Annotated in this window: 22 protein-coding genes; 3 read left to right on the top strand and 19 right to left on the bottom strand. The window is 72.6% G+C overall.

Features of this window, described 5'->3' with window-relative positions:
* Positions 1 to 26: 26 nt before the first annotated feature.
* The 13 genes from ACIBQZ_RS24075 to ACIBQZ_RS24135 all read right to left on the bottom strand — a co-directional run bounded on the left by ACIBQZ_RS24075 (position 27) and on the right by ACIBQZ_RS24135 (position 13,119).
* Positions 27 to 2,213: an IPT/TIG domain-containing protein gene (locus tag ACIBQZ_RS24075; RefSeq protein ID WP_396091010.1), complete on the bottom strand. Its 2,187-nt coding sequence runs from the start codon at positions 2,211 to 2,213 to the stop codon at positions 27 to 29.
* Positions 2,214 to 2,301: 88 nt separating this feature from the next.
* Complete coding sequence (locus tag ACIBQZ_RS24080; protein ID WP_396091011.1) at positions 2,302 to 2,676, bottom strand: DUF427 domain-containing protein; 375 nt, start codon at positions 2,674 to 2,676, stop codon at positions 2,302 to 2,304.
* 34 nt (positions 2,677 to 2,710) lie between these two features.
* Positions 2,711 to 3,079 carry an AtzH-like domain-containing protein gene (locus ACIBQZ_RS24085; RefSeq protein WP_396091012.1) on the bottom strand — a complete coding sequence of 123 codons (369 nt, stop codon included), beginning with the start codon at positions 3,077 to 3,079 and terminating at the stop codon, positions 2,711 to 2,713.
* Between the two features lie 68 nt (positions 3,080 to 3,147).
* The gene (locus ACIBQZ_RS24090) at positions 3,148 to 4,737 is read right to left on the bottom strand and encodes a regulator (RefSeq protein ID WP_396091013.1); all 1,590 of its coding nucleotides are present in this window, start codon (positions 4,735 to 4,737) and stop codon (positions 3,148 to 3,150) included.
* The gene (locus ACIBQZ_RS24095) at positions 4,734 to 5,387 is read right to left on the bottom strand and encodes a cysteine hydrolase family protein (RefSeq protein WP_396091014.1); all 654 of its coding nucleotides are present in this window, start codon (positions 5,385 to 5,387) and stop codon (positions 4,734 to 4,736) included. Before ACIBQZ_RS24095 ends, ACIBQZ_RS24090 begins: the two co-directional genes overlap by 4 nt.
* A gap of 3 nt (positions 5,388 to 5,390) precedes the next feature.
* Positions 5,391 to 6,083, bottom strand: a complete 693-nt coding sequence (locus tag ACIBQZ_RS24100) for a cysteine hydrolase family protein (protein WP_396091015.1) — start codon at positions 6,081 to 6,083, stop codon at positions 5,391 to 5,393.
* Entirely contained in the window at positions 6,080 to 7,723 is a 1,644-nt protein-coding gene (locus ACIBQZ_RS24105) for an allophanate hydrolase (protein ID WP_396091016.1), read from the bottom strand. Before ACIBQZ_RS24105 ends, ACIBQZ_RS24100 begins: the two co-directional genes overlap by 4 nt.
* A 31-nt stretch (positions 7,724 to 7,754) precedes the next feature.
* Positions 7,755 to 8,390, bottom strand: a complete 636-nt coding sequence (locus tag ACIBQZ_RS24110; protein ID WP_396091017.1) for a GntR family transcriptional regulator — start codon at positions 8,388 to 8,390, stop codon at positions 7,755 to 7,757.
* A 66-nt stretch (positions 8,391 to 8,456) separates the two neighbouring features.
* Complete coding sequence (locus ACIBQZ_RS24115; RefSeq protein ID WP_396091018.1) at positions 8,457 to 9,842, bottom strand: DUF1996 domain-containing protein; 1,386 nt, start codon at positions 9,840 to 9,842, stop codon at positions 8,457 to 8,459.
* Between the two features lie 206 nt (positions 9,843 to 10,048).
* Positions 10,049 to 11,005, bottom strand: coding sequence for an ABC transporter substrate-binding protein (locus ACIBQZ_RS24120; RefSeq protein ID WP_396091019.1), 957 nt, complete (start codon positions 11,003 to 11,005; stop codon positions 10,049 to 10,051).
* A gap of 114 nt (positions 11,006 to 11,119) precedes the next feature.
* The gene (locus ACIBQZ_RS24125) at positions 11,120 to 11,863 is read right to left on the bottom strand and encodes an esterase family protein (RefSeq protein WP_396091020.1); all 744 of its coding nucleotides are present in this window, start codon (positions 11,861 to 11,863) and stop codon (positions 11,120 to 11,122) included.
* An 88-nt stretch (positions 11,864 to 11,951) separates the two neighbouring features.
* Positions 11,952 to 12,455, bottom strand: a complete 504-nt coding sequence (locus tag ACIBQZ_RS24130) for a hypothetical protein (RefSeq protein ID WP_396091021.1) — start codon at positions 12,453 to 12,455, stop codon at positions 11,952 to 11,954.
* A 40-nt stretch (positions 12,456 to 12,495) separates the two neighbouring features.
* Positions 12,496 to 13,119 (bottom strand): dihydrofolate reductase family protein, encoded by a 624-nt coding sequence (locus ACIBQZ_RS24135; protein WP_396091022.1) that lies wholly within the window; start codon positions 13,117 to 13,119, stop codon positions 12,496 to 12,498.
* 43 nt (positions 13,120 to 13,162) lie between these two features.
* Between ACIBQZ_RS24135 and ACIBQZ_RS24140 the strand changes: the two genes are divergently transcribed.
* The 3 genes from ACIBQZ_RS24140 to ACIBQZ_RS24150 are packed head-to-tail and all read left to right on the top strand — an operon-like array spanning position 13,163 to position 14,656.
* On the top strand, positions 13,163 to 13,516 hold the full coding sequence (locus tag ACIBQZ_RS24140; protein ID WP_396091023.1) for an ArsR/SmtB family transcription factor: 354 nt from the start codon (positions 13,163 to 13,165) through the stop codon (positions 13,514 to 13,516).
* The gene (locus ACIBQZ_RS24145) at positions 13,513 to 13,977 is read left to right on the top strand and encodes an SRPBCC domain-containing protein (protein WP_396091024.1); all 465 of its coding nucleotides are present in this window, start codon (positions 13,513 to 13,515) and stop codon (positions 13,975 to 13,977) included. Before ACIBQZ_RS24140 ends, ACIBQZ_RS24145 begins: the two co-directional genes overlap by 4 nt.
* 58 nt (positions 13,978 to 14,035) lie before the next feature.
* Positions 14,036 to 14,656, top strand: a complete 621-nt coding sequence (locus tag ACIBQZ_RS24150; RefSeq protein WP_396091025.1) for a hypothetical protein — start codon at positions 14,036 to 14,038, stop codon at positions 14,654 to 14,656.
* A gap of 10 nt (positions 14,657 to 14,666) precedes the next feature.
* Here the strand turns inward: ACIBQZ_RS24150 and ACIBQZ_RS24155 are convergent, their stop codons facing one another.
* From ACIBQZ_RS24155 to ACIBQZ_RS24180, 6 genes are all read right to left on the bottom strand, one after another.
* Entirely contained in the window at positions 14,667 to 15,446 is a 780-nt protein-coding gene (locus ACIBQZ_RS24155) for an SGNH/GDSL hydrolase family protein (protein ID WP_396091026.1), read from the bottom strand.
* A 70-nt stretch (positions 15,447 to 15,516) separates the two neighbouring features.
* Positions 15,517 to 15,711 (bottom strand): hypothetical protein, encoded by a 195-nt coding sequence (locus ACIBQZ_RS24160; RefSeq protein ID WP_396091027.1) that lies wholly within the window; start codon positions 15,709 to 15,711, stop codon positions 15,517 to 15,519.
* Positions 15,708 to 16,796, bottom strand: a complete 1,089-nt coding sequence (locus ACIBQZ_RS24165) for a glycoside hydrolase family 26 protein (protein ID WP_396091028.1) — start codon at positions 16,794 to 16,796, stop codon at positions 15,708 to 15,710. Before ACIBQZ_RS24165 ends, ACIBQZ_RS24160 begins: the two co-directional genes overlap by 4 nt.
* Positions 16,793 to 18,346, bottom strand: a complete 1,554-nt coding sequence (locus tag ACIBQZ_RS24170) for a glycosyltransferase family 39 protein (RefSeq protein ID WP_396091029.1) — start codon at positions 18,344 to 18,346, stop codon at positions 16,793 to 16,795. The genes ACIBQZ_RS24165 and ACIBQZ_RS24170 overlap by 4 nt, the downstream gene beginning before the upstream one ends.
* Entirely contained in the window at positions 18,343 to 19,587 is a 1,245-nt protein-coding gene (locus ACIBQZ_RS24175; protein WP_396091030.1) for an acyltransferase family protein, read from the bottom strand. The genes ACIBQZ_RS24170 and ACIBQZ_RS24175 overlap by 4 nt, the downstream gene beginning before the upstream one ends.
* Entirely contained in the window at positions 19,584 to 21,179 is a 1,596-nt protein-coding gene (locus tag ACIBQZ_RS24180; RefSeq protein WP_396091031.1) for a glycosyltransferase, read from the bottom strand. The genes ACIBQZ_RS24175 and ACIBQZ_RS24180 overlap by 4 nt, the downstream gene beginning before the upstream one ends.
* Positions 21,180 to 21,545 lie beyond the last annotated feature (366 nt).

Below are 21,545 nucleotides of genomic sequence, written 5' to 3' on the forward strand. Positions count from 1 at the left end.
CGGTCAGCGGCTCCGGCCGCACCGCCTCACCAGGTCGGGCCGGTCAGCGCGATGCGGGAGCCGGCCGCGACGAAGGCGAACGACGTCGGCTGGCTGGTGCCGCCCGGGGTGACCACCGTGACCGGGGCGGATCCGGCGGTGGCCCGGGCCGGCACCAGCAGCCTGAGCTGGGTGTCGGACACCCTGGTGAAGGCCAGCGCCGTGCCGCCCACGAACACCCTGCTGGCCCCGGTGAAGCCGGTGCCGGTGATGGTCAGCGAGGTGCTGACCTTGATGGTCGCCACCGGCACGCTGAGCCCGGTGACCACCGGGACCGGCGGGGCGGTGTAGGTGAACCGGGCGTCCACCCCGGTCGCCGACCGGCCGCCGGGGGTGGTGAGCTGCAGGTCCACCGGGCCGGCCAGGTGCGCCGGCAGGAGCACCTTCACCTGGGTCGCGGAGACCCTGGTGTACGACACCGCCACCCCGTCCACGGTCAGCCGGGTCGAGTCGGTGAAGTTCTCCCCGGTCACCACGACCGGGGTACGGACGAAGGTGAGCCCGGCGGCCGGGACGATCGAGGTGACCACCGGGGCGAGCGGCGCCACCGCGGTGAACGTGCTGGCCGAGTCGACGGCGCTGGTGCCGCCCGGGGTGACGATCCGCAGGGCGTGCTGCCCGGCGGCGCCGATCGGGACGGTCACCCGGAGCTGGGTGCCGGAGATCCGGGTGAACGCCGCCGCCTTCTCGCCGACCAGCACCCGGGTGACCCCGGCGAAGTCGGTGCCCTGGACGACCACGGGCGTGCCCTTGTACGTGGGCCCGGTGTTCGGCGTCATCGAGGTGATCACCGGCGCCGGCGGGTTGACGTAGCTGAGTTGCCCGGCGGGCGTGCTGGTGCCCGAGGCGTTCGAGACGGTGACCGTGACCGGGCCGGCGGCGGTCCGGGCCGGGGCCACGAACGTCAGCGTGGTCGGGCTGAGCACCTTGGCGGCCACGGTCGTGGTGCCGAGCTTGACGGAGCTGAGGCCGGTCAGCCCGGTGCCGGTCAAGGTCACCCGGGTGCCGCCGAGCACGGTGACCGTCTCCGGGCTCAGCGTGGTGATGCCGGGCACCGGTGGCAGGTAGGTGAACTTGCTGGTGGCGCTCGGCAGGCTGGTGCCGCTCGGGTTGGTGACGGTGACGTCCACCAGGCCGGTCGCGTGCGCCGGGGCGACCGCGACCAGCTTGGTCAGCCCGTTGACGGTCTGCGGGGTGAAGGTGGCCGCGTCGCCGCCGAAGCTGACCGCGGTGGCGGTGGACAGGCCGGCGCCGGTGATGGTCACCGACGCGCCGGGCGGCGCCTTCACGGTGGACAGCGCGCCCACGGTCGGTGCCATCGGGATCGGGGAGGCGGGGGTGCTGATTCCGTTCACGGCGTAGCCGCCGGTGGCCGCCCGGGTGATGAAACCCCAGGAGAGCTTGGCGTCGCCGCCGTTGCCCCAGCCGCCGCCCCACGAGTTGCGGATGTAGACACCCTGGGCGTCGTAGCCGTACGCGGCGATCATGTGGCCGCCCAGGCTGGTGCCGCTGACCGTGGTGTAGAGGCTGTGGCTGCGCAGGTACATGAAGTCGCGGAAGACCGGGATGCCGAGTGCGACCGGGCTGCCCGAGGCCAGCGTCTGCATGATCGCGGTCTGCGCCGGCGCACCCTGGTTGGGGCCGTTGAACAGCCGGCTCCAGCCGGCGACCCGGTAGTTCCTCGCGTTGGTGATCTGCGCCTGGTTCGGCGGGGTCTGCCAGTTGGTGGTGCCCTGCCAGTAGTCGTCCTGGGTGTCGACGCCCGCGGTCTGCGCGTTGGCCAGCACGTAGTCCGGGTTCAGGCCGGCGGAGGGCGCGCCGCCCGGTGCGACGTTGCGCATGTAGAGGTAGAGCGGGGCGTACGGCGCGCCGACCCCGCCGGTCCGGTTCGCGTAGTAGCCCATGATGCTGTACGCGATCGTCCACGCCACGCACGCGCCGATCTGCCCCTGGTCACCGGGGGAGGGCGCGTACTGGCGCAGGTCGACGCTCGCCGGCAGCACCTCGCTGGCGGAGGCCTGGGCCCTGGCCGGCGTGCGGAACGAGCTGGGTACGTAACCGCCGACGGCGTGCGGCAGCGGGCCCGCTTTCACCGGTACGGCGGCGACAGCGGGTGAAGCGGCGGGCAGCGCGGTCACGACGACCGCGGCGAATACCAGCCAACTCCGGGTCAACGCTCGGGTCCTGCGGCGCATCGGTGGTCCTTCCGGGGGGTCGGCAGGACCCACCCATCGGCCCGGTGCGGCTGATCATGAGAGCAATTCAGGCGTGGATCTTGATGCTGTCCACCCGGCTGGAATAGAACGCGACGTGGTCCTTGATCTCCTTCACGGCGTCGTGCGGGTGCTCGTACACCCAGATCGCGTCCGTCGAGCGCACCCCGCCGGCCGGGATCGAGTAGTAGCTCGCATCCCCCTTGTACGGGCAGTGGGTGCTGGTCTCGGTGCGCTCCAGCAGCTCGGTGTTGACGTCCTCCATCGGGATGTACTGCACCGCGGGGTAGGTGGACTCCTGCAGGGTCAGGGCCCGGGTGGTGTCGGCGACGACCTGGCCGGCCACCGTGACGACGATCCGGGCCGGGTTCGGCGTGACGGTGATGGGGTGGTCCGGTCCGGGTTGCAGCACGGGCTTGGTCATGGTGATGCCTTCTTCCTCTCGGCGGATCGCCAGCCTATTGCGGGTGGCTGACATGTGCCGTCACGATGCGCCAGCCCTCGGGCAGCCGTACCCAGGTCTGCGACTGGCGTCCCAGCACGTCGGAGCCCGGATAGCCGAACAGCGTGGTGACCACCGCCACATCGTCGCCGTACGCGGTCACGATGGTGTCCTTGAGCCGGCGGCCCGCCGGCAGCGGCGGCTGGGCGCGCCGCCAGGCGAGCTGTTCGTCCAGCCCGACCTGCTGGTCGGCGATGCCGAAGCGGACCGCGCCGGGCGCGAAGAATCCGACGATCCGGTCCGCCTCGTCGGCCACCAGCGCCTCCTCATAGTCGGTGAAGACCGCGGTCACCTCGGCGACGACGTCCGGCCGGTCGATCTGCATGGCACCTCCTGATCAGGGGTACGGCGGCCCGGCACGTGCACCGGGCCGCCGTAGGTCGGGTGTTTCCGTCAGGCGGCCACGCCGGCGGTCTCCCGAGGAGCGACGTCGGTGCCGCCCTCGTGCAGGCGCTCCAGCGCGAGTTCCTCGGCGTCCGGCACCCGCGGTGCGGGTTTGGTCAGGGCGAACAGCACGCAGACCACGGTCAGCAGCAGGTAGCCGAGGCTGACCTGCCCGTCGGCGTTCCACTGCACCTTCTCGGCGTGGATCAGGCCGACGAAGGTCAGCACCGCGCCCGCGCCGGAGAAGATCGCCGCCTGCCAGAACCGCTTGTCGATGATGAACGCGACGATCGCGCCCAGCACCAGCCCGGCCAGGATCGCGCCGGAGCCCAGTGTCTTCAGGCCGTCGTAGACCACCCCGGCGCCGGCCAGCGTGCCGATGCCGACGTCCGCGGCGGTGGTGCCGGCCGCCGACAGCACGTTGTCCATCTGCCCGGTGGCCCAGCTCGCGATGTTCGGGATCAGCGCGGCGACCACGGCCGCGGCGTGCGCCCGGGGCGTCGCCTGGAACGCCTGGGCGCCGATCAGCAGGCCGATGTAGAGCAGGATGGGCACGATCGCGGCGGTCGGGAAGATCGTGCCGAGCAGGCCGAACATCCCGAAGAAGCAGAGCAGCGCGATCACCACGCCGGTCGCCATCGAGTAGCCGGTCCGGCCGCCGGCCGCCTTCCAGCCCGGGTGCCCGACGTACACGGCCGGCGGGAACGGCGAGCCGAGCACCGAGCCGATGACCGCGCCGCCGCCGTCGGCCAGCAGCACGCTGCGCAGGTTGTAGCGGTCGCCGGCGGTGGCGGCACTCTCCACGTTGGTCATCGCCTCGGTGAAGTTGTAGACGCCCAGCGGGATCGCGGTGGCCAGCAGCGGGGCCATGTCCCGCAGCCCGTCGACGAGCAGGTCGGCCTTCAGGTGCGGGAAGGCGAACGCGATGTCCTTGGCGGCGGCGGTCACGTCCGGCACCGACATGGCACCGCCGAGCCAGCCGATGGCGCTGCCGAGCAGCAGCGCGACCAGCCCGATCGGCAGGTTGAACGGCAGCTTGACGTCGGTGAGCAGGCCGATCAGCAGCAGCCCGAACACCGGCAGGGCGATCCACGCGGCCTTCCACATCTGCCCGGCCGGGTTCATCGAGATGAACGTGATGGAGATGCCGGCCAGCGTGCCGAGCAGCGCCGCGCGGGGCGCGTACCTGCGGATGTACGGGCCCACGAACGCGCCGATCAGCACGATGACGCCGATGATGAACGCCCACGCGATGCCGGCCGTCCACGCCTGGATCGGGTCCTTGGTGCGCAGGTAGATCGGCAGCATGATGACGAAGATGACGATGAACATGTGCGGCACGCTGGGCCCGTACGGCATCGCGGTGACGTCGGCCCGGTTCTCCTTGGCGGCCAGCCGGCGGGCCAGGTACGTGTAGTACATGTTGCCCGCCACCAGCGCGATGCCGAGCGCGGGCAGGATGACGCCGAACACGTCACCGGGGTCCATCCCGATCACGCCGATGCAGAGGCCGGTCAGGGTGAGCACGTTGACGAGGACGTTCACGCCGAAGCCGAAGAACGCGTTGGTGTCACCGCGTACCCAGTAGGGAAGTTTCATCGCTGCTCCTCAAGAGTGACGGAAGTCGATTCAGCGACCCAGCCGAAGATGCCGCCCTGCGCGGCGATCATCTGCAGGCCGACCCGCTGGAACTCGGGGAAGTAGGAGCCGACGCAGTCGGCCAGCACGAGGCACTCGTAACCACGGTCGTTGGCCTCGCGGACGGTGGTGTGCACGCACACCTCGGTCGTCACGCCCGCGACCAGCAGGCTGCGGATGCCACCCTTGTCGAGCAGCTCCTGGAGCTCGGTGGCGTAGAAGGCGCCCTTGCCGGGCTTGTCGACCACCGGCTCGCCGGGCACCGGCTGGAGCTCGTCGATGATGTCGTGGCCGTACTCGCCGCGGATCAGGATGCGGCCCTTGGGGCCGGGCTGACCGATCTTGCCGCGGGCGAGCTTCGCGGGTGGACAGTCGGACAGGTCGGGCAGGTGGCCCTCGCGGGTGTGGATCACCGGCAGCCCGGCGGCCCGCCAGGTGGACAGGAACGCGGCCAGCGGCGCGATGGTGCGGCGCAGCTGCGAGACGTCGTTGCCCAGGCTCTCGCCGAAGCCGCCCGGTTCCAGGAAGTCCCGCTGCATGTCGATGACCAGCAGCGCCGTGCTTTCCGGCGCGAAGGTGAAGGGGCCAGGTTGTGCCTCGACGGTGGGCATGGCTCAGGCCTCCGTCGCGGCGATGACGTCGTCGGAGGTGGCCACGCAGCCGAAGACCCCGCCCTGCATGGTGACCATGTGCAGCGCCGCCGCGTGGTTGCCCGGGTCGGTGGCCCCCGTGCAGTCGGAGAGGATCAGGCACTCGTAGCCGCGGTCGTTGGCCTCCCGCATCGTCGTGTGCACGCAGACGTCGGTGGTGATCCCGGTCAGGATCAGGTGCGTGATGCCGTGGGTCCGCAGCACCAGGTCGAGGTTGGTGGCGTAGAAGGCGCCCTTGCCCGGCTTGTCGACGATCACCTCGCCGGCCACCGGGGCGACCTCGGGCACGATCTCCCAGCCCGGCTCGCCCTTGACCAGGATCCGGCCGCACGGCCCCTGCCCGCCGATCTCCGCGCCGATCTGCGCCGACCGCCAGCGTTTGTTGGCCGGCAGGTCGGACAGGTCGGGGTCGTGGCCCTCGCGGGTGTGCACGACGAGCATGCCGAGGCTGCGCGCGTGCGCCAGCAGCCGCGCGGTCGCGGGCAGCCCGGCCCGGGTGAGCGCGATGTCGTAGCCCATCGCCTCGACGTAGCCGCCGGGGCCGCAGAAGTCGGTCTGCCAGTCGATGCAGATCAGCGCGGTGCGCTCGACCGGCACCGAGCCGTCGTAGGGCCAGAGATAGGGGGAGGCCTTGACCGGCCCGATGATCGCCGTCATGAGTCCTGCCTTTCCGAAACGGAACGGTGGGCCCGCCAGCCGCCGCCGGCGGTGATGTCCTGGGCTGCGCCGACCGCGTAGGCCTCGCAGAGGAAGCCGGTCGCCTCGGTGCCGTCGGCCAGCGCGATCCGGCCGAGCGACAGCGGCGCGGCGATGCCGGCCAGCAGGCCGCCGACCGCCGCGGCCGGCAGCTGCCAGAGTTCGATGTCGATCGGTCCGCCGGTGTCGTCGCGGACCAGACCCGGTACGCCGGACGGCAGCCGGTAGAGCCGGTAGCAGGGTGCGGTCGTGGTGGCGCCGACCAGCGTCGCCCGCCGCTCGGTCAGCTCGTGGTTGCGCGGTTCGCCGCTCAGGTGCAGCCCGACGACCGCGATCGTCATCAGCTCCTGGTCCTTGGCCAGCCTGATCAGGGTCTCCTCACTGAACGCCGGGCCGAACAGGGTCAGGCTCGCCGGGCGGCCGTCGGCGGTGAAGCCGTTCGGGATCGTCACCGCGGCCAGGTCCAGCAGGTTGGTGAACTGGGTGTAGCGGCCCAGGTTGAGGTTCCGGCCGATCGGGTCCTCGGCGATCTCGGCATGCGTGTAGGTGGTCCCGATGGTCGGCAGCACCAGCACGTCGACGGTGTCCCAGATCCGGTCGGTCCAGGCCTGCAACTCCCGCAGCCGGTGCACGCCCCGCCACGCGTCCACCGCGCTGAACTGCCGTCCGCTCTCCAGCACCCGGCGGGTCACGGGCAGCACCGAGCCGGGATGCTCGGCCAGGAACGTGCCGAGGTCGGCCAGCCGCTCGGCCACCCACGGCCCCTGGTAGAGCAGGTCGCCGGCCTCCAGCAGCGGCGCGATGTCGATCTCGCCGCGCACACCCGGCAGGCGGTCGAGCCCGGCCGCGAACGCCTTCTCCTGCCCGGCGTCGCCGAAGAAGTCCAGCGAGCGGGCGGTGGCGAGGCGCGGGCTGTCCGGCACCGGCCGTGCCCCGGTACGCCCCCAGGGGTCCCCGTCGGCCAGTCCCCGGGCGACGCGCAGCACGGCCGCCGCCCGCTCGACGGTCGGGGCGAAGATCGAGACACAGTCCAGCGACCGGCAGGCCGGCACCACCCCGAGCGTGCTGAGCAGCCCCCGTGTCGGCTTGAGCCCGACGATGCCGTTGAGGGCGGCCGGCACCCGGCCGGAGCCGGCGGTGTCCGTGCCGAGCGCGAAGTCCACCAGCCCCGCGGCGACCGCGACCGCCGAGCCGGAACTCGACCCGCCGGAGATCAGTCCTCCGCCGAAGACGCTCTCCGGGGTGCCGTACGGCGACCGGGCCCCGGTCAGCCCGGTGGCGAACTGGTCCAGGTTGGTCTTGCCGACCAGCAGCGCCCCGGCGTCCAGCAGCCGCTGCACCACGGGGGCGGTGACGCGGGGCAGGTAGGCGAAGTCGGGGCAGGCGGCCGTCGTCGACATGCCGGCCACGTCGATGTTGTCCTTGACCGCGAAGGTCAGGCCGGACAGCGGCAGGCCGGCCGGGACGGTGGCGGCTCGGGCCAGCAGGTCCGCCTCGGCGACGGTGCTGATCCAGACACCGTCGTCGCCGCGGTCCCGGATGCGCCGGAAGACATCCTTCATTCTGTCGATTGTCGACCGTTTCGTTTCGGCCGACTCCACGTCATGTAACGGGATGATGTCGTGACGTGATCTAGGCCAGATAGGTGCGGGCGCCGTGCGCGCTCAGTGCCTCCATGATCGCCGCAGCGTCACCCTGGGCGACCGCGGCCAGCAGTCGCTCGTGCCGGTGCACGCCGTCGGAGGGCTCCGCGACCTCGGCCTCGCGGCGCAGGTTGACCGCCATGTAGAGCTGGAGGCGGACCAGCACCGACTCGTACAGGGCGCAGAGCTGGCGGTTGCCGCCGAGCGTGACCACCTCGACGTGGAAGCGCCGGTGCGCGTCGGCGACGGCCAGGCGGTCGCCGGCCTCGGTGGCCTTGCGCATGACCTCCAGTGCGGCCTGGAGCCCGGCCAGGTCCGCGCCCGGCCGGATGCTCGCCACGGCGTGCCGTTCGAGGACGTCCCGGACCTCGTACAGCTCGCGGACGTCGTCGTCGGAGAGGGTGGCGACCCGGACGCCGCGGCGCGGGATGTGCTCCACCAGCCCCTGCTGGGCGAGCAGCCGCAGGGCCTCGCGCAGGGGCGCCCGGCTGATCCCCAGCCGGCGGGTGAGCTGCTCCTCGACCAGGCGCTCGCCGGGATCGGTGCGGCCGCTGAGGATCTCCCGGCTGAGCCGGGTGAAGGCGAGGTCAACGAGGCTGTGACTCTGAAGTTCCTCGTCGCTCACATGTCGAGTGTGCCAGGAGGGCACCGGCCCGGGTGCGACCCGGGCCGGTGCTCGCGTCGTCCGTGCTCAGAAGGTGCCGGCGGTGTTGCACTTGGCGGACTGCACCACGCAGTCCCGCACGCGGTGGCCCAGGGCCGCGTTGTCCCAGGCCAGGAAGACGTCACCGTGCATCGACGAGGCCATCTTGGAGGCCAGCTCGAAGCCGGCGGACGAGCCGCTCGTCGGGTACGCGATGAGGAACGAGATCGACGGGATCGCCACCGGGTACTCCCCGCCGCACGCCCCGTTGGTCAGGTACGCCACGTGCGACTTGTGCGTCGGGCTGTCCAGGTTGACGCCGTCCCAGCAGTCCGGGAAGACGAGCTGGAACATCAGCGTGGCGCCCGGCGCGCACAGCGGCCAGTTGCCGTCCGCGCTGCGGCCGATCTCGCCGCCGGCGCCCGCGCAGTAGAACTGGTTGACCGAGCCGGCCGGGGTCGGCGCCTGCAGCCTGGCGTCCCCGGCGATCATCCGGAAGCCCTGCGGGAACGGCACGGTGCCGGTCGGGTCGACCAGCCGCGAGCCGTAGTAGACGACCACGTCCTTGGGCTCGACCGCCTGGCCGCGCTCGTACAGGGTGGGGATCCAGTACGCGGACAGGTCCTCGGCCGGCTTGCAGCTCGTGCCGGCGTTGCGCAGCAACGTGTCCGTGGTGGTGGCGGCGTTGGTGCCGGTGTTGCCGATGAAGCTGTGCATGTGTGACGCGCCCGCCAGTCCGGGGAAGACGATCGGGTCGTCCGGCCGGGAGTGGCTGTAGCGGCAGGACGCGTTGAACTCCGGCACCCGGACGATGCCCGCCGGGACCGGCCGCGGTGCCATCGCCCGGAACGCGGCGAGCTGGGCGTTCCAGGCGGCCTGGTCGACCGGCACCCAGCCGGGACCGCTGTGGCCGGAGCCGGTGCCGTCGCCGAACGAGAACCAGTTGATGTTGACGAAGTCGCCGCCGCCGGTGTTCCGCAGCACGGCGAAGACGGTCTGCGCGCCGGTCGGGTGGGTGCCGGTGGTCGCGGTCAGGGTGACCCAGTTCTGCCAGCCGCCGGTCGCCGTGACCGGGAACTGGGCGAGCAGCGGGCCGGTCGCCGAGCCGGTGTGCAGCTCGACGCTGCCCGAACCGACCGCGGAGGAGACCCGCGCCGCGACGGTCAGCGGGCCGGCCGGGCCGAGGTCGACGCCGTCGTACCGCAGCCAGTCGCCGTTGGCCAGGTACGACGCGTTCTGGCCGCCGCCGCTGTCGGCCGTGGGCTCGAGCTGCACCCCGGACTGGGCGGCGTACGCCTCGGCCTGGACGACCGTGGTGGCCGCGGTGGCGGCGCCGGGGGCGGTCACGGCGAGGGCGCCGGTGAGCAGGGTGGTCAGGGCGGCGCCCAGCAGGGTCCGCTGCCGCGCGGGGCGGTGATGCCGAGTTCTGTGCATGGCGATCCTTCGGGTCCGGCCGCCTCCGGCCCGAGGGGGATCGGCGGGAGGCGGCAGCGTTCGGGTGCCCGGAGTATCCCGCTGGGGAAGCGCTTCCCCGATACCTGTACGACGAATCTGGGCTTCATGTGCGGAAACGCGCGCGAAACATCGACGGAACACCGTGGTGTCCGGTCAAGATGGGGAAGCGGTTTCTCGCCCTCGGCTCAGGGGAGCAGCTCGTCCAGCGGGGGCGCCTTGGTGAAGATGCCGTCCTGCCGGCCCAGCGTCGCGAGCCGCTCGATCGACGGCCGGTTGATGCCGTTGGACCAGTTCGGCAGGATCATCGCGGTCCGGACCACCTCGTTGATCTTCGTGTAGGTGCCGACCGTGGACCGCACCTCCTCCGGGTGGCCCGCGGCGTACTTCAGCGACTCGTTGATCGCCTCGGTGAAGTGCTTCACCAGCTCGGCGTCCTTGTCGATGACCTGCGTGCTGGTGAAGTACATGGCCACGGTCAGGTCCGGCGCGGTGTCCACGAAGTTCGACGCGATGACCTGGCCGCCCTGGGTGAGCACCTCGGAGAGCTGCGGTTCGACCACCCAGGCCGCGTCCACCTGCTGGGCCTGGAGCGCGGCCGGCATCTCGGGGAACGGCATCGCCTGGAACTGGATGTTGTCCGGGTTGCCCTTGGCCTGCCGCACCGACTGGCGCACCGTGGTGTCGCCCAGGTTCTTCAGCGTGTTGACCGCGATCCGCTTGCCCGCGAGGTCCTTGGCCGTCCGGATCGGGCTGCCGTCGGCCACCACGATCGCCGAGAAGTCCCGGCCGGGGCGCCCGGTCGAGGCGACGCCGGTGGCCACCGCCTTGAGCGGGGCACCGTCGGACTTGGCGGCCATCAGCGACGTCACGTTGCTGAAGCCGAACTGGTACTTACCGGCCAGCACACCCTTGACGATCGGGGCGCCGCCCTGCTCCGGCACCAGGGTCAGATCGATGCCCCGGCTGCTGAAGAAGCCCTTCTGCTTACCCAGGTAGATCGGCGCGACGTCGATGATCGGGATGACGCCGACACTGACCTTGGTGCCGACTCCGGCCTGGTCCGACTTCTCGTCGTCCGAGCTGCAGGCCGCGGTGGCGAGCAGGGTCGCCGTGAGGGCGACAGCGGCGAGGATCCGGCGCATCTTGGGTTCTCCTGAAGGTCTGGGGGCGCGGGTGAGCCCGCCAGACGGTACCTCGTCGCGCGGCCGTGCGGGACGGCCGGAAAGGTCGAATCGCCTACCACCCAGTCGTCCGTCTCAGCAGAAACGGGGCAGGTGGTGTGCGAACTGCGCCCGCCAGGACGGCCAGTCGTGCGGCACGTCGGGTCCCCACAGGTCGAGCTCGTGCCGCAGGCCCCGTTCGCCGAGCAGCTGGGCCATCCGCCGGGTCGACGCCAGCGCCCCGGTGGTGTCCTCCCACTGGCCCTGCCCGCAGATCAGCAGCACCGAGAGCCGGGAGCGCAGCCACTCCAGGTGCTCGCCGTGCAGGTTGGCGACGTAGTCCACCGGGCTGTTGAAATAGACGGCGTCGCCCCGTTCGCCCCAGCTGCGCCAGGCGGCCGGCTCGTAGTTGCCGGACAGGCACAGGGCCAGCGGAAACAGATCGGCCCGCTTGAAGGCGAAGTTCAGCGCGTGGAACGCGCCCATCGAGCACCCGGCCGTCGCGATCTCGGCCTCGTCGCCGGAGTCGGCGCGGATGTGCGGCACCACCGCGTCGACGATCCACGACTCGTACGAGGTGTGCCGGCGGGCGCGCTCCTCCAGCGGGAGATAGTCGGCGGACCAGGTGGCGGCGTCGAACGAATCGACGCAGTACAGCTTGACCCGGCCGGCGTCGACCAGGTCGGCGACCGCGGCGGCCATCCCGTGGTCGGCGAACTCGAACGCCTGCCCCAGCTCGGTCGGGAAGACCAGGACCGGCCGGCCCCAGTGCCCGTAGACGGCCACCGTGCCGGACGCGCTGCTCGTCGGGGAGTCGAGTTTCACGGAGTAGTGGCGCACCCTGCCGATGTTCCCTGGTTACGGCGCGGCCACACCCCCGGGTCGCCCGCTCGTGTCGGCTGTCACGTGCCCGGCGGGGCGCGGCGGCTCAGCTCAACGTGATCGTCGCGGCCGGCCGCGGTGCGGCCGGGCGGAGCCGGCGGGTCCGGACGATGACCAGCAACGCGAGCCCGGCCAGGCCGAGGTTGCCGACGATGGCCACCGCGAACACCGCCCAGGCCGCCTGGGTGAACTCGACCGCCGGCACGGTGGCGGCGAACACGACCGGCGTCAGGTAGACCAGGACGTCGAGGATGAAGAGCGCGCAGAGCAGGCGCACCGCGAGCCGGTAGCGGGCGGGATCGGTCTGCAGCCCGAGTCCACCCAGGATGGTCGCGACCACCGCGGTGACCGTGACCGCGGCCTGCAGGAAGAGCACCACGCGGCGGTCGCCGAGCTCGCCCGCCAGCAGGTCGGCCACGCCCAGCACCGGGCCGATGGTGAACGCGCTCAGCACCCAGGTCGTGGCGCGCAGCAGCACGCCGACAATCGCACCGGCGTAGAGCATGGCCGCGGTGCCGGCCTCTGTTCCGTCGCGCTGCCCGGCTTCCATCCGGGCAAGCTAACACCCGGGCGCGCGCCGGGCTGCCCGGTCAGCGCCGGTCGTTGATGTCGTAGGTCCCGGTCCGCAGCGGCCCGGCCGGCTCGTAGACGTGGATCATGAGACCGCCGGGGGTCGCCTCGTGCCGGATCGGCCGGAGCCCGGCCGGTGTGCCGCCGTCCGGGAACAGCCGGCGCCCGGAGCCGACCACCACCGGCGCGACGACCAGCCGGAACTCGTCGATCAACGCCGCGGCCAGCAGCGACTGGGCCAGCCGGGCGCTGCCGTGGATCTGCAGCTCCCGGCCGGGCCGGCGCTTGAGCTCGGCGACCCGGGCCGGCACGTCGCCGGAGAGCACCGTGGTCGGCGCCCAGTCGCCGCCGGTCAGCGTCCGCGAGGCGACGTACTTGGGCCGGCCGTTGAGCTGCCGGGCCACCTCGTCGTCCGGGTCGGTCGCCTTCGGCCAGTCCCGGGCGAAGTTCTCGTACGTCCGCCGGCCCAGCAGGAACCCGTCGGCCTCGCGCACCCAGCCGGTGACCAGCCCCAGGAACGTGTCGTCCAGGTACGGGACGAACCAGCCGCCGCCGGTGAAGCCGTCGCTGGTGTCCTCGTCGGGTGCGCCGGGGCCCTGGCTCACGCCGTCCAGGGTCAGGAACTGCATCAGGGTCAGTCTCATGGCGTCCTCGTCTCGTCGGTCGGTTCTGGTAACGTACTACCACATGGTTGTAGATGAGGTCGAGCGGGCCGCGCTGGACGGCGTGTTCCACGCCCTCGCCGACGGCACCCGGCGCGACATCGTGGTGCGCACGCTGGCGGCTGAGTATTCGGTCTCCGCGCTGTCCCGGCTGTACCCGATGACCTTCGCGGCGGTCCAGAAGCACGTCGCGGTGCTGGAACGCGCCGCCCTGGTGACCAAGCGCCGCAGCGGGCGCGAGCAGCTGGTCACCGGCAACGTCGACACCGTCCGCCGGGCCGCGCGGCTGCTCGACCAGCTCGAGGTGGTCTGGCTGGCCCGGATGGAGCGCTTCGGCGCCGTCCTCGCCGAGGACCCCGACCCGGAAGGCACCGCATGACCGTCACCAGCGTCCACAAGGATCCCGAGACCCGCACGATGACCCTCACGGCGGAGTTCACCGCCACCGTGGCCGGGGTCTGGCAGCTCTGGGCCGACCCGCGCCGACTGGAACGCTGGTGGGGCCCGCCCACGCACCCGGCCACCGTGGTCGAGCACGACCTGCGCGCGGGCGGCACGGTCTCCTACTACGTGACCAGCCCCGACGGCGAGAAGTCCCCGGGCTGGTGGCGGGTGCTCGCCGTGACCCCGCCCGCCGGCCTGGAGTTCGAGCTGGGCGACCCGGGCATCCCGGCCCTGCTGGTCCGGGTCCGGATCACCGCGCACGCCGCCGGCACCCGCATGGTGATCGTGACGACGTTCCCGACCGGCGCGGCGATGGAGCAGCTCATCGGGTTGGGCTTCGAGCAGGGCCTGGCCACCGCGGTGGGCCAGATCGACGCGGTGCTGGCCGCCGGGTGAGCCGATCCACCCGCCGGCGGCTGTGCCCGGGTCGCGGCGGTTGGGTATAACCAGGTCCATGAACGTTGAGGAGCTCGCGCAGCTGGTGGGTGAGGTGCCCGGCACCGAGGTCTCGGTCGAGGCCGGCGTGCTGGTCGCGCGAGTGCCGACGATCGGGGACGCGGTCCGGCTGGCGCCGGCGGACGTGCTGGACGTCGACCGGATCGTCTCGCCCACCGGGCAGCCGGGCATCGAGTTCGGGGTCCGCCGCGGGCACGAGGAACTGCCGCTCATCATCACCGTCGACGACGTCGTCTTCATGCCCGCCTACGCCGCCGACATGCTGGTGCCGGACGCGCTGATGCGGGTCCCGTCGATTCCCGACCTGGTGGCCTACTCCGAGATGCACCGCGACGTCCGGTCGCTCGGCCGGGCGATCGACGACCCGGACGTGGACCTGGATCCGGACGTCCTCGCGGCCACCCTGCTGGTGCACCGCTGCTTCCTGGCCGGCGCGGTCCGGGTCGGCCTCTGGCCGGTGCGGGTGGCCGCCTGGTGGGAATACTGCTGGGCCCGGGTCGGCAAGGGCCTGCCGGTCGGGCCGTTCCGTCCGGACCCGGATTGGGACCGGCTGATGGCGGCGGTCACCGAGGCCCGCGCCGCCGCGGCCGACCGGACGCAGGCCGGCGCGGCGTCCTGACGCCCGAGGGTCAGGAGAGGCTGCCCTGGGTGCCGGGCTCGACCAGGTGCCAGCGGGCGTGCTTGGGGTCCCGGTCGTCGCCGGACGAGCGGCCGCGCACCCGCCGCTGGATCCACGGCAGCACGTGCTCACGGTAGTACCGGGCGTTGGCCGCCAGGCCGGAGCGCCCCGCGGGCCCGTGGCCGGCCGGCTCGGGCGGCTGCCCGAAGCCCAGCGCGTGCAGGACCAGGCCGGCGACCCGCCGGTGGCCGGCGCTGTTGAGGTGCAGCCGGTCCACCGACCAGTAGCGGTGGTGCCGGATCTCCTGGTCGTCGAAGACGTTGACCAGCGTCACGCCGTGCCGGGCGCAGACCTCGGCGGTCGCCGCGGTGAGATAGGTGCCGCGGCGGTGGATGGTCCGGCCGAACGGCAGCTGCGCGGTGGGATCGGCGCCGCTGAGCACGACCAGACGTACGCCCGCGTCCGCGCACCGCTTGATGGCCTGCTCGATCATCGCGACCAGCTCGGCGAGGCGGACGCCCGGGCGCATCATGTCGTTGCCGCCGCCGTTGAAGGTGATCAGGTCGGGGGCGGGCGCCAGCGCGAGGGCGGCGTCGAGCTGGGTGGTGACGATGGGGCGCAGCAGCCGGCCGCGGATGGCCAGGTTCGCGTACTCCAGCTGCTCGCCCCGGTCGGCCAGCCCCGCGCTCAGCCCGGCGGCGACCAGATCCGTCCAGCCGCGGACGGAGCCGTCCGGCAGCTCGTCACCGACACCCTCGCTGAAGCTGTCCCCGATCGCCGCGTACCGCATGGCACCGCCCCTCATCATCAACTCCCTGGGAGGCTAGTCCCGGCCCGGACCCGCGGGATCGTTGCCCCGCTCACCGGCCGCCGTCGCGCCGCAGCGGCATGGAGAAGAACCCGATGCCCCGCAGCGGCGCCGTGCCGGTCTCGGTGACGGCCAGCAGCAGCGCCTCGTCGCCGACGTCCCGATGCTCGGCGACGAAGGCGCGCAACTGCCCGAGGCTCCACCCCTGCCAGTACTGGTGGTCGGATCGAACGGCACGACGTTTCACTGCGGAACCTCCAGCAGGCGACGGAAGACGGCCCGGCTCAGCGGGAACCGGGAGTCGGGGGTGGAGATGCGGTGCCGGTCGCCGTGGGCGGAGTCCGCGTCGAAGTACATCGCGAACGCGACCCCGTTGCGCGGGTCCCGGACGAACCGGACCATCTCCTCGATGAACAGCGGGTTGTCCAGGCCGCCGTGGCCGTCGGCACGCGCGGACAGCCCCCATTCCGGCACCGCCAGCGGCTTGCCGTGCGCCGCCGCGTAGCGGGCCCAGAAGCGCAGGCCGTGGTCGCCGTCGCGGACCCGGGACCAGACCGCGGCGGCGAGCGCGTGGCGCTGCTCCCGGGTGGCCGCGGCGGGACCGGGATAGCTGCCCGGCGTCCACGACGTGTCGTAGACGTCCACGCCGATCAGGTCCACGTACCGGTCGCCGGGATAGGCGCGCTCGGCGGGGAACCGCTGCACCCCGATGCCGGGGTTCCAGAGGAACTGGAACCGCTGGCCCGGCACCCGGCGCATCGCCGTCACGACGTGGCGGAAGCAGTTCATGTGCTGCCGCTCGCGGCCGAGCGCCGACCACGGGTACCAGGATCCGTCGAACTCCCAGCCCGGCCGGACGATCGTGGTGGCCATCCGCCGGGCCACCAGCCGCCGCCCGAGCTCGGCCCACCGGGCGTCGTAGCGGCCGGCCGCGCACGCCGCCAGCCGGGCGCCGTGGACCCGGGCGGAGTCGCCGGGCCGGTGCGGGAACATCGGCATCGAGTAGATGAGCCGCCGGCCCGCGGCCTGCCAGGGGTCGAGCAGCCAGTCCGGCCCGGTGATGTTCGCCCACGAGTCGCCCGCCGCGAAGTCGAGCGCGTACGGGGCGCGCGTGCCGGACCACCGGTGCCAGGCGGTGAGCGCGGCGGCGCCCTTCGCCGAGGGGCCGGTGTAGGCGCCGAGCACGGCGTCCGACACCGGGCGCGCCGCGACCGTGAGGCGCGGGCCCCGGGGCAGGCCGTGCACCATGTTGGCGACGGAGGCCAGCGCCACGCAGACGGCGGCGCTGCCGACCGCCGCGCCGGCCAGCCGCCGGAGAGCGCGGTTGGTCATCGTGACTCCCTACGGTCGAGGACAAACAGGCGTACGCCGGCGAAGGACTGGAAGTCGGCGCGGGTGAAGGCGGTCCGCAGGTACGCCTGGGTGGCCTCCGGCATCCCGCCCAGCGGGTCCTGGTACGGCCCGGTGGTGGACACGAGCCAGATGCGTTCGGTGGTGCCGATGCAGGGTGCGGGCTGGGCGCATTCCCGCGTGCCGAACTCGCCGATCTCCTGCGAGGTCCGCGCCACCAGCACGTCGCGGGGGAGCCCCGACCGGCGGGTCTCGTAGCCGAACGCCCGCCGGCCGTTGCGGCCCGTTCCGGCGTAGGCGATGCCGTCCCCCGGCCGCATCCGGGCGGTCAGGACCGCGGCCGCGCTCCGGAAGTCCGGTTCGCCGTCGACCGGGCTGCGCCGGGCGGCGAGCTGGCCCGGCCCGCCGACGGAGAAGACCGCCGCCGCCACCAGCATCGCGCTCAGCGACAGGCCCACCGACCGGTTGTCGTGGCTGAGCCGGACGAGGAAGTGCCCGAGCGCGCCGGCCAGCAGCGCCCAGGCCGGCAGCGTGAACAGCAGGTACCGGTGCAGGAAGAGATGCAGGAACGGGAAGCTGAGATAGCAGAAGACCGGCGGGAAGAGCGCCCAGGCGAGCAGCAGGGTGACCGGCCCGCGCTGCCGCGACCAGAGCAGCGCCGCCGCCACCAGGGCCGCGGCGACCACCACGGCGGCGACCTGCCAGGAGCCGAACAGCCTGCCGGGGAACTGCGCGACCGCCTGGCCGTCCGCCCGGATCCACGAGATCGCGCCGGTCTGCCCCGAGCCCTTGGCCAGCAGCGGGAGCGCGCCGGTCAGGGCCAGCGAACCGGCGGCGGCCCAGCGCAGCACCCGGAAGTCGCCGTCGTCCCGCAGGGCACGCCGGACCAGCAGCAGGTGGGCGGGCAGCATCGTGAGGGTGACGATGTGCAGAAGCGCGGCGGCGGTCAGGCAGCAGCCGTAGAGGAGCCACCGCCGCCAGGTCGGCCGTTCCAGCGCCCGCAGCAGCAGGAGCACCGCCAGCACGGCGGCGGCGATCGCGAAGGCGTACGGCCTGGCCTCCTGGCCGTAGCGGCTCACCGACGGCAGACCGGCGAAGATCAGCCCGGCGGTCAGCCCCACGCCGGCGTCGAACAGCCGGCGGCCGATCACCGCGATCAGTCCCGCGGCGACACCCATCAGCACGGCCGACGGCAGGCGCAGCATCGTCTCGGAATCGCCGGCCAAGGCGGTCCACGCGTGCATGACCAGGTAGTACGGCGCCACGACCGCGTCCACGTCGGCCAGCAACTTCGCCAGGTCACCGAGGCTCAGGGTGGACGCGTACCAGGTGGCGTACTCGTCGTTCCACATGCTGCGCGCGCCGAGGCCGGACATCAGCAGCGCCAGGGTGAGCAGAGCGGACGGCAGGAACACCAGGACGGCGCCGCGCCGGCTGCGTCGCGGCTGCCGCGGGCGTACGGCGGCATCGCGGAGCGGGGCCCGGCGGGCGATCTCCCGCGGCGGCACCGGCAGAACCTCAATCGTGGTCAAGGTCGTCCTCCCGCACTCGGCCGGCCCGGGGTGTGCTGGACGACGGGAGCCGCGCCGTCCGTCGCGGCACGCGGGATCGGCGCCGAAGCCTGGAGCAGGAGCAGGGCGACCCCGGCCGCGCAGGCGGTGAGCCCGGTCCCCAGCATCAGGCCGGCCCCGGTGCCACCCCGGAACACCCGGTGGCACCGGATCGGATCCTCCACAGTGGCCAGCGACATCGACGCCGGCACCAGCGCGGCCAGCACCAGCGCGACCCGGCCCGGCACCCCGGGCTGATGGCCGAGCGCGTACGGGGCCAGCACGAGAACCGGCCAGTGCCACAGGTACCAGCCGTAGGAGACCCGGCCGATCTCCTGGAACACCTGGTGGCGCAGCAGACGCTCGGCTCCCCACCGCGGCGCGCCGCAGCCGCCGGCGACCACCAGCACCGCGCCGGCGACCGGCAGCACGGCCGCGTAGCCGGGGAAGACCGTGGCCTCGGTGGCGGCCGGCGCGGCGCCCACGATGGCGGCCAGCCCCGTCCACGTCATGGTCGTGGCGAGGGCCGGAGCCAGCCGGGCGGCCTTGCGGGCGCCGAGGGCGACGAGCGCACCGGCGCCGAACTCCCAGGCGCGGGTGTGGATGCCGAAGGACGCCCAGGGCTGGTCCGTGGTCGTCAGGGTGACGCACAGCGTGAGGGACGCCGCGCAGAGCATGGCCAGCACGACACACGCCACCCGGGCACTGGGCCGGCCCCGGTTGGCCCAGGCCATCGAGGCGATCAGCAGCAGCACCGGCCAGAGCAGATAGAACTGCCCCGCCACGGCCAGCGACCAGAGGTGCTGCAGGGGTGCGGGCTCCGGCTGCGCGCCCGGGTGGCCGGCGCGCTGCAGGGCCGGCATCCAGTGCCAGGCCGCCGCGAGCGTGCCGAGCACGACCACGGTGGCGGCCGGCACCAGCCGGGTCATCCGGCGGGCGTAGAACCGGTGCAGCGAGACCCGGCCGGTCCGCTCCAGCTCGCCGAGGAGCTGCGCGGTGATCAGGAAACCGGAGAGCACGAAGAAGACGTCCACGCCGACGGAGCCGCCGGTGACGCCGGGCAGTCCGGCGTGCTGGGCCACCACCAGCAGCACCGCGACCGCGCGCAGGCCCTGCAGGTCGCGGCGGAACGGCCGGGCGGCCGGGGCGGTGGGCGCCGGCCGGGCCACGGCCGACGGGCCCGTTTCCCGGGCGGGCGTCGTGGTGACGGCAACGCCGATCATAAGCTCGTGGACGCGTAGGAGGCGGAGCCCGGCGTGGCGGCCACCGGACCGGCGAGCCGCCGCGGTGCCGGCCGCCGCCGCGGCGTGCACCCGGTGCCGAGCAGCAGCGGGACGACGAAGTACAGCATCGGACCGGCGAAGAGCAGGCTCGCCCAGAACAGGCCGATCCCGTACGTCAGGACGCCGACCACGATGCCGGCCCAGGTGAGCAGCTGGGTGGTGATCAGCCAGACCCGGAGCAGCCGCAGGACCCGCCTGGCGGTGGGCGTGTGCCCGGCTGCGCCGGTCGGCACCCAGGCCGCGGACCGGCCCCGCAGGAAGTCGATCAGAGCCACGGCGTGGCAGAACCCGATGAGCAACTGCACCCGGACGACCATCGGGGACCAGCGGTACGCGGTCACTCGCGGCATCAGCGTCGACCAGACGAAGATGGTGCCGATCATCGGCAGGTAGTTCATCGGCCGGATCTGCGCGGGGAAGCACCAGAGCATGAGCAGCCCGGGCAGCGGACCGGCGAAGGCCGCCAGCGCGGTGGTGATGTAGTAGAGGAACCCCGTCCAGAAGCACAGCTTCTGCTTGCGGGACAGCGCGGAGGTGTGGAAGCCCTTGTCCGCCAGCAGGCTCATGCTGCCGGTGCACCACCGGTACTGCTGGTTGACGAAGCCGTCGAAGTTGTCCGGGCAGATGCCCTTGGCCAGGTTCACCGGCACGTACCGGGTCCGGAAGCCCACCTTGGCCAGGTTCACGCCGGTGTGCACGTCCTCGCTGTGCCCGATCTGGGCGAAGCCGCCGGCCGCCCGCAACGCGGTCCGGCGGTACATGGCGTTCGTCCCGACGCAGATCGCGGCGTCCACGGCGTCGCGGGCGGGCTGGATCCAGCGGTAGAACATCTCCTGGGTGGCGCCGGCCGATCGTTGCAGCCAGTTGAAGTGGTCCTGCTGGACGTCGAAGAACTGCGGCGACTGGACGATGCCGATGCTCGGATCGCCGAAGTAGGGCGCCAGCTCGCGGGTCATGTCCGGCCGGGGCGCGAAGTCCGCGTCGAAGACGTGGATCAGGTCACCCCGGGAGTGCGCGAACCCGTACCGCAGGTTGCCGGCCTTCCTGAGGACACCGCGGTCGGGCCGGCTGAGGTAGACGAACCGGTGCCGCCGGGCGAGGGCGGCGACGTCGGCGCGGCCCGAGTCGTCGAGCACGTAGACGGTGCGGCGTCCGGGCCACTCCAGCGCCCGGACGTGCCGGAACGTGTTGTCGAGCAGGGTCAGCGGCTCGCCCGCGGAGGGCAGGAAGACGTCCACCGACGGATACACCGCGGGCCGGTAGGCGGCCACCCGGGAGTCGTGCTGCGCCCGCGAACCCCGGCGGGGGCGGGTGCTCGAGAGCAGGCTGATGAACACGGCCACGATCTGCAGGGCGATCAGCTCGTACAGCAGGCTGGTCCACATCGAGTTGGCGGCGAGCCGGGCCAGGCCGAACATGACCCCGGCGAAGGCGAGCAGGAAGACGCAGAAGATCCATCGTCCCTGCCGGCCGTAATAGAGGTATTTCTCGTCCTCGGTGGGCGGCTGGGGCGCGTAGTCCGCCGCGCTCACGGGTGGGTCGGAGAGGCCCGTTCCGCGGTCCCGCAGAAATGGGGTTGCTGACACCTGAGAAGCCTTCCGGGGAATGGCGAATGACCCGGCGGATTCCGCACACCGGTCACGGAGAGACGGCGGCGCGCCGAGGCCGGGACCGGCGCTGCCGCTCGGGAACTCTAGCCAGAATGTCCCAATTGTCGCCAGTCACGTCCGGGTTCCCCCGATCGACCTATCGCCATCGTGGTCCCCGGGCGGCGGAAATGATCATTGTCGCGGGGCGCCGGCGGCCGACTGACCATTGTTGATTTGCGGTGCGGTCGCGTGGCCTGCTATCCGCGGGCAAAACGGCAGCCCCCGGGAATGCGTGCAAGATCGCTTACC

The sequence above is a fragment of the Actinoplanes sp. NPDC049599 genome (assembly GCF_044465625.1).
Lineage (GTDB): Bacteria > Actinomycetota > Actinomycetes > Mycobacteriales > Micromonosporaceae > Actinoplanes.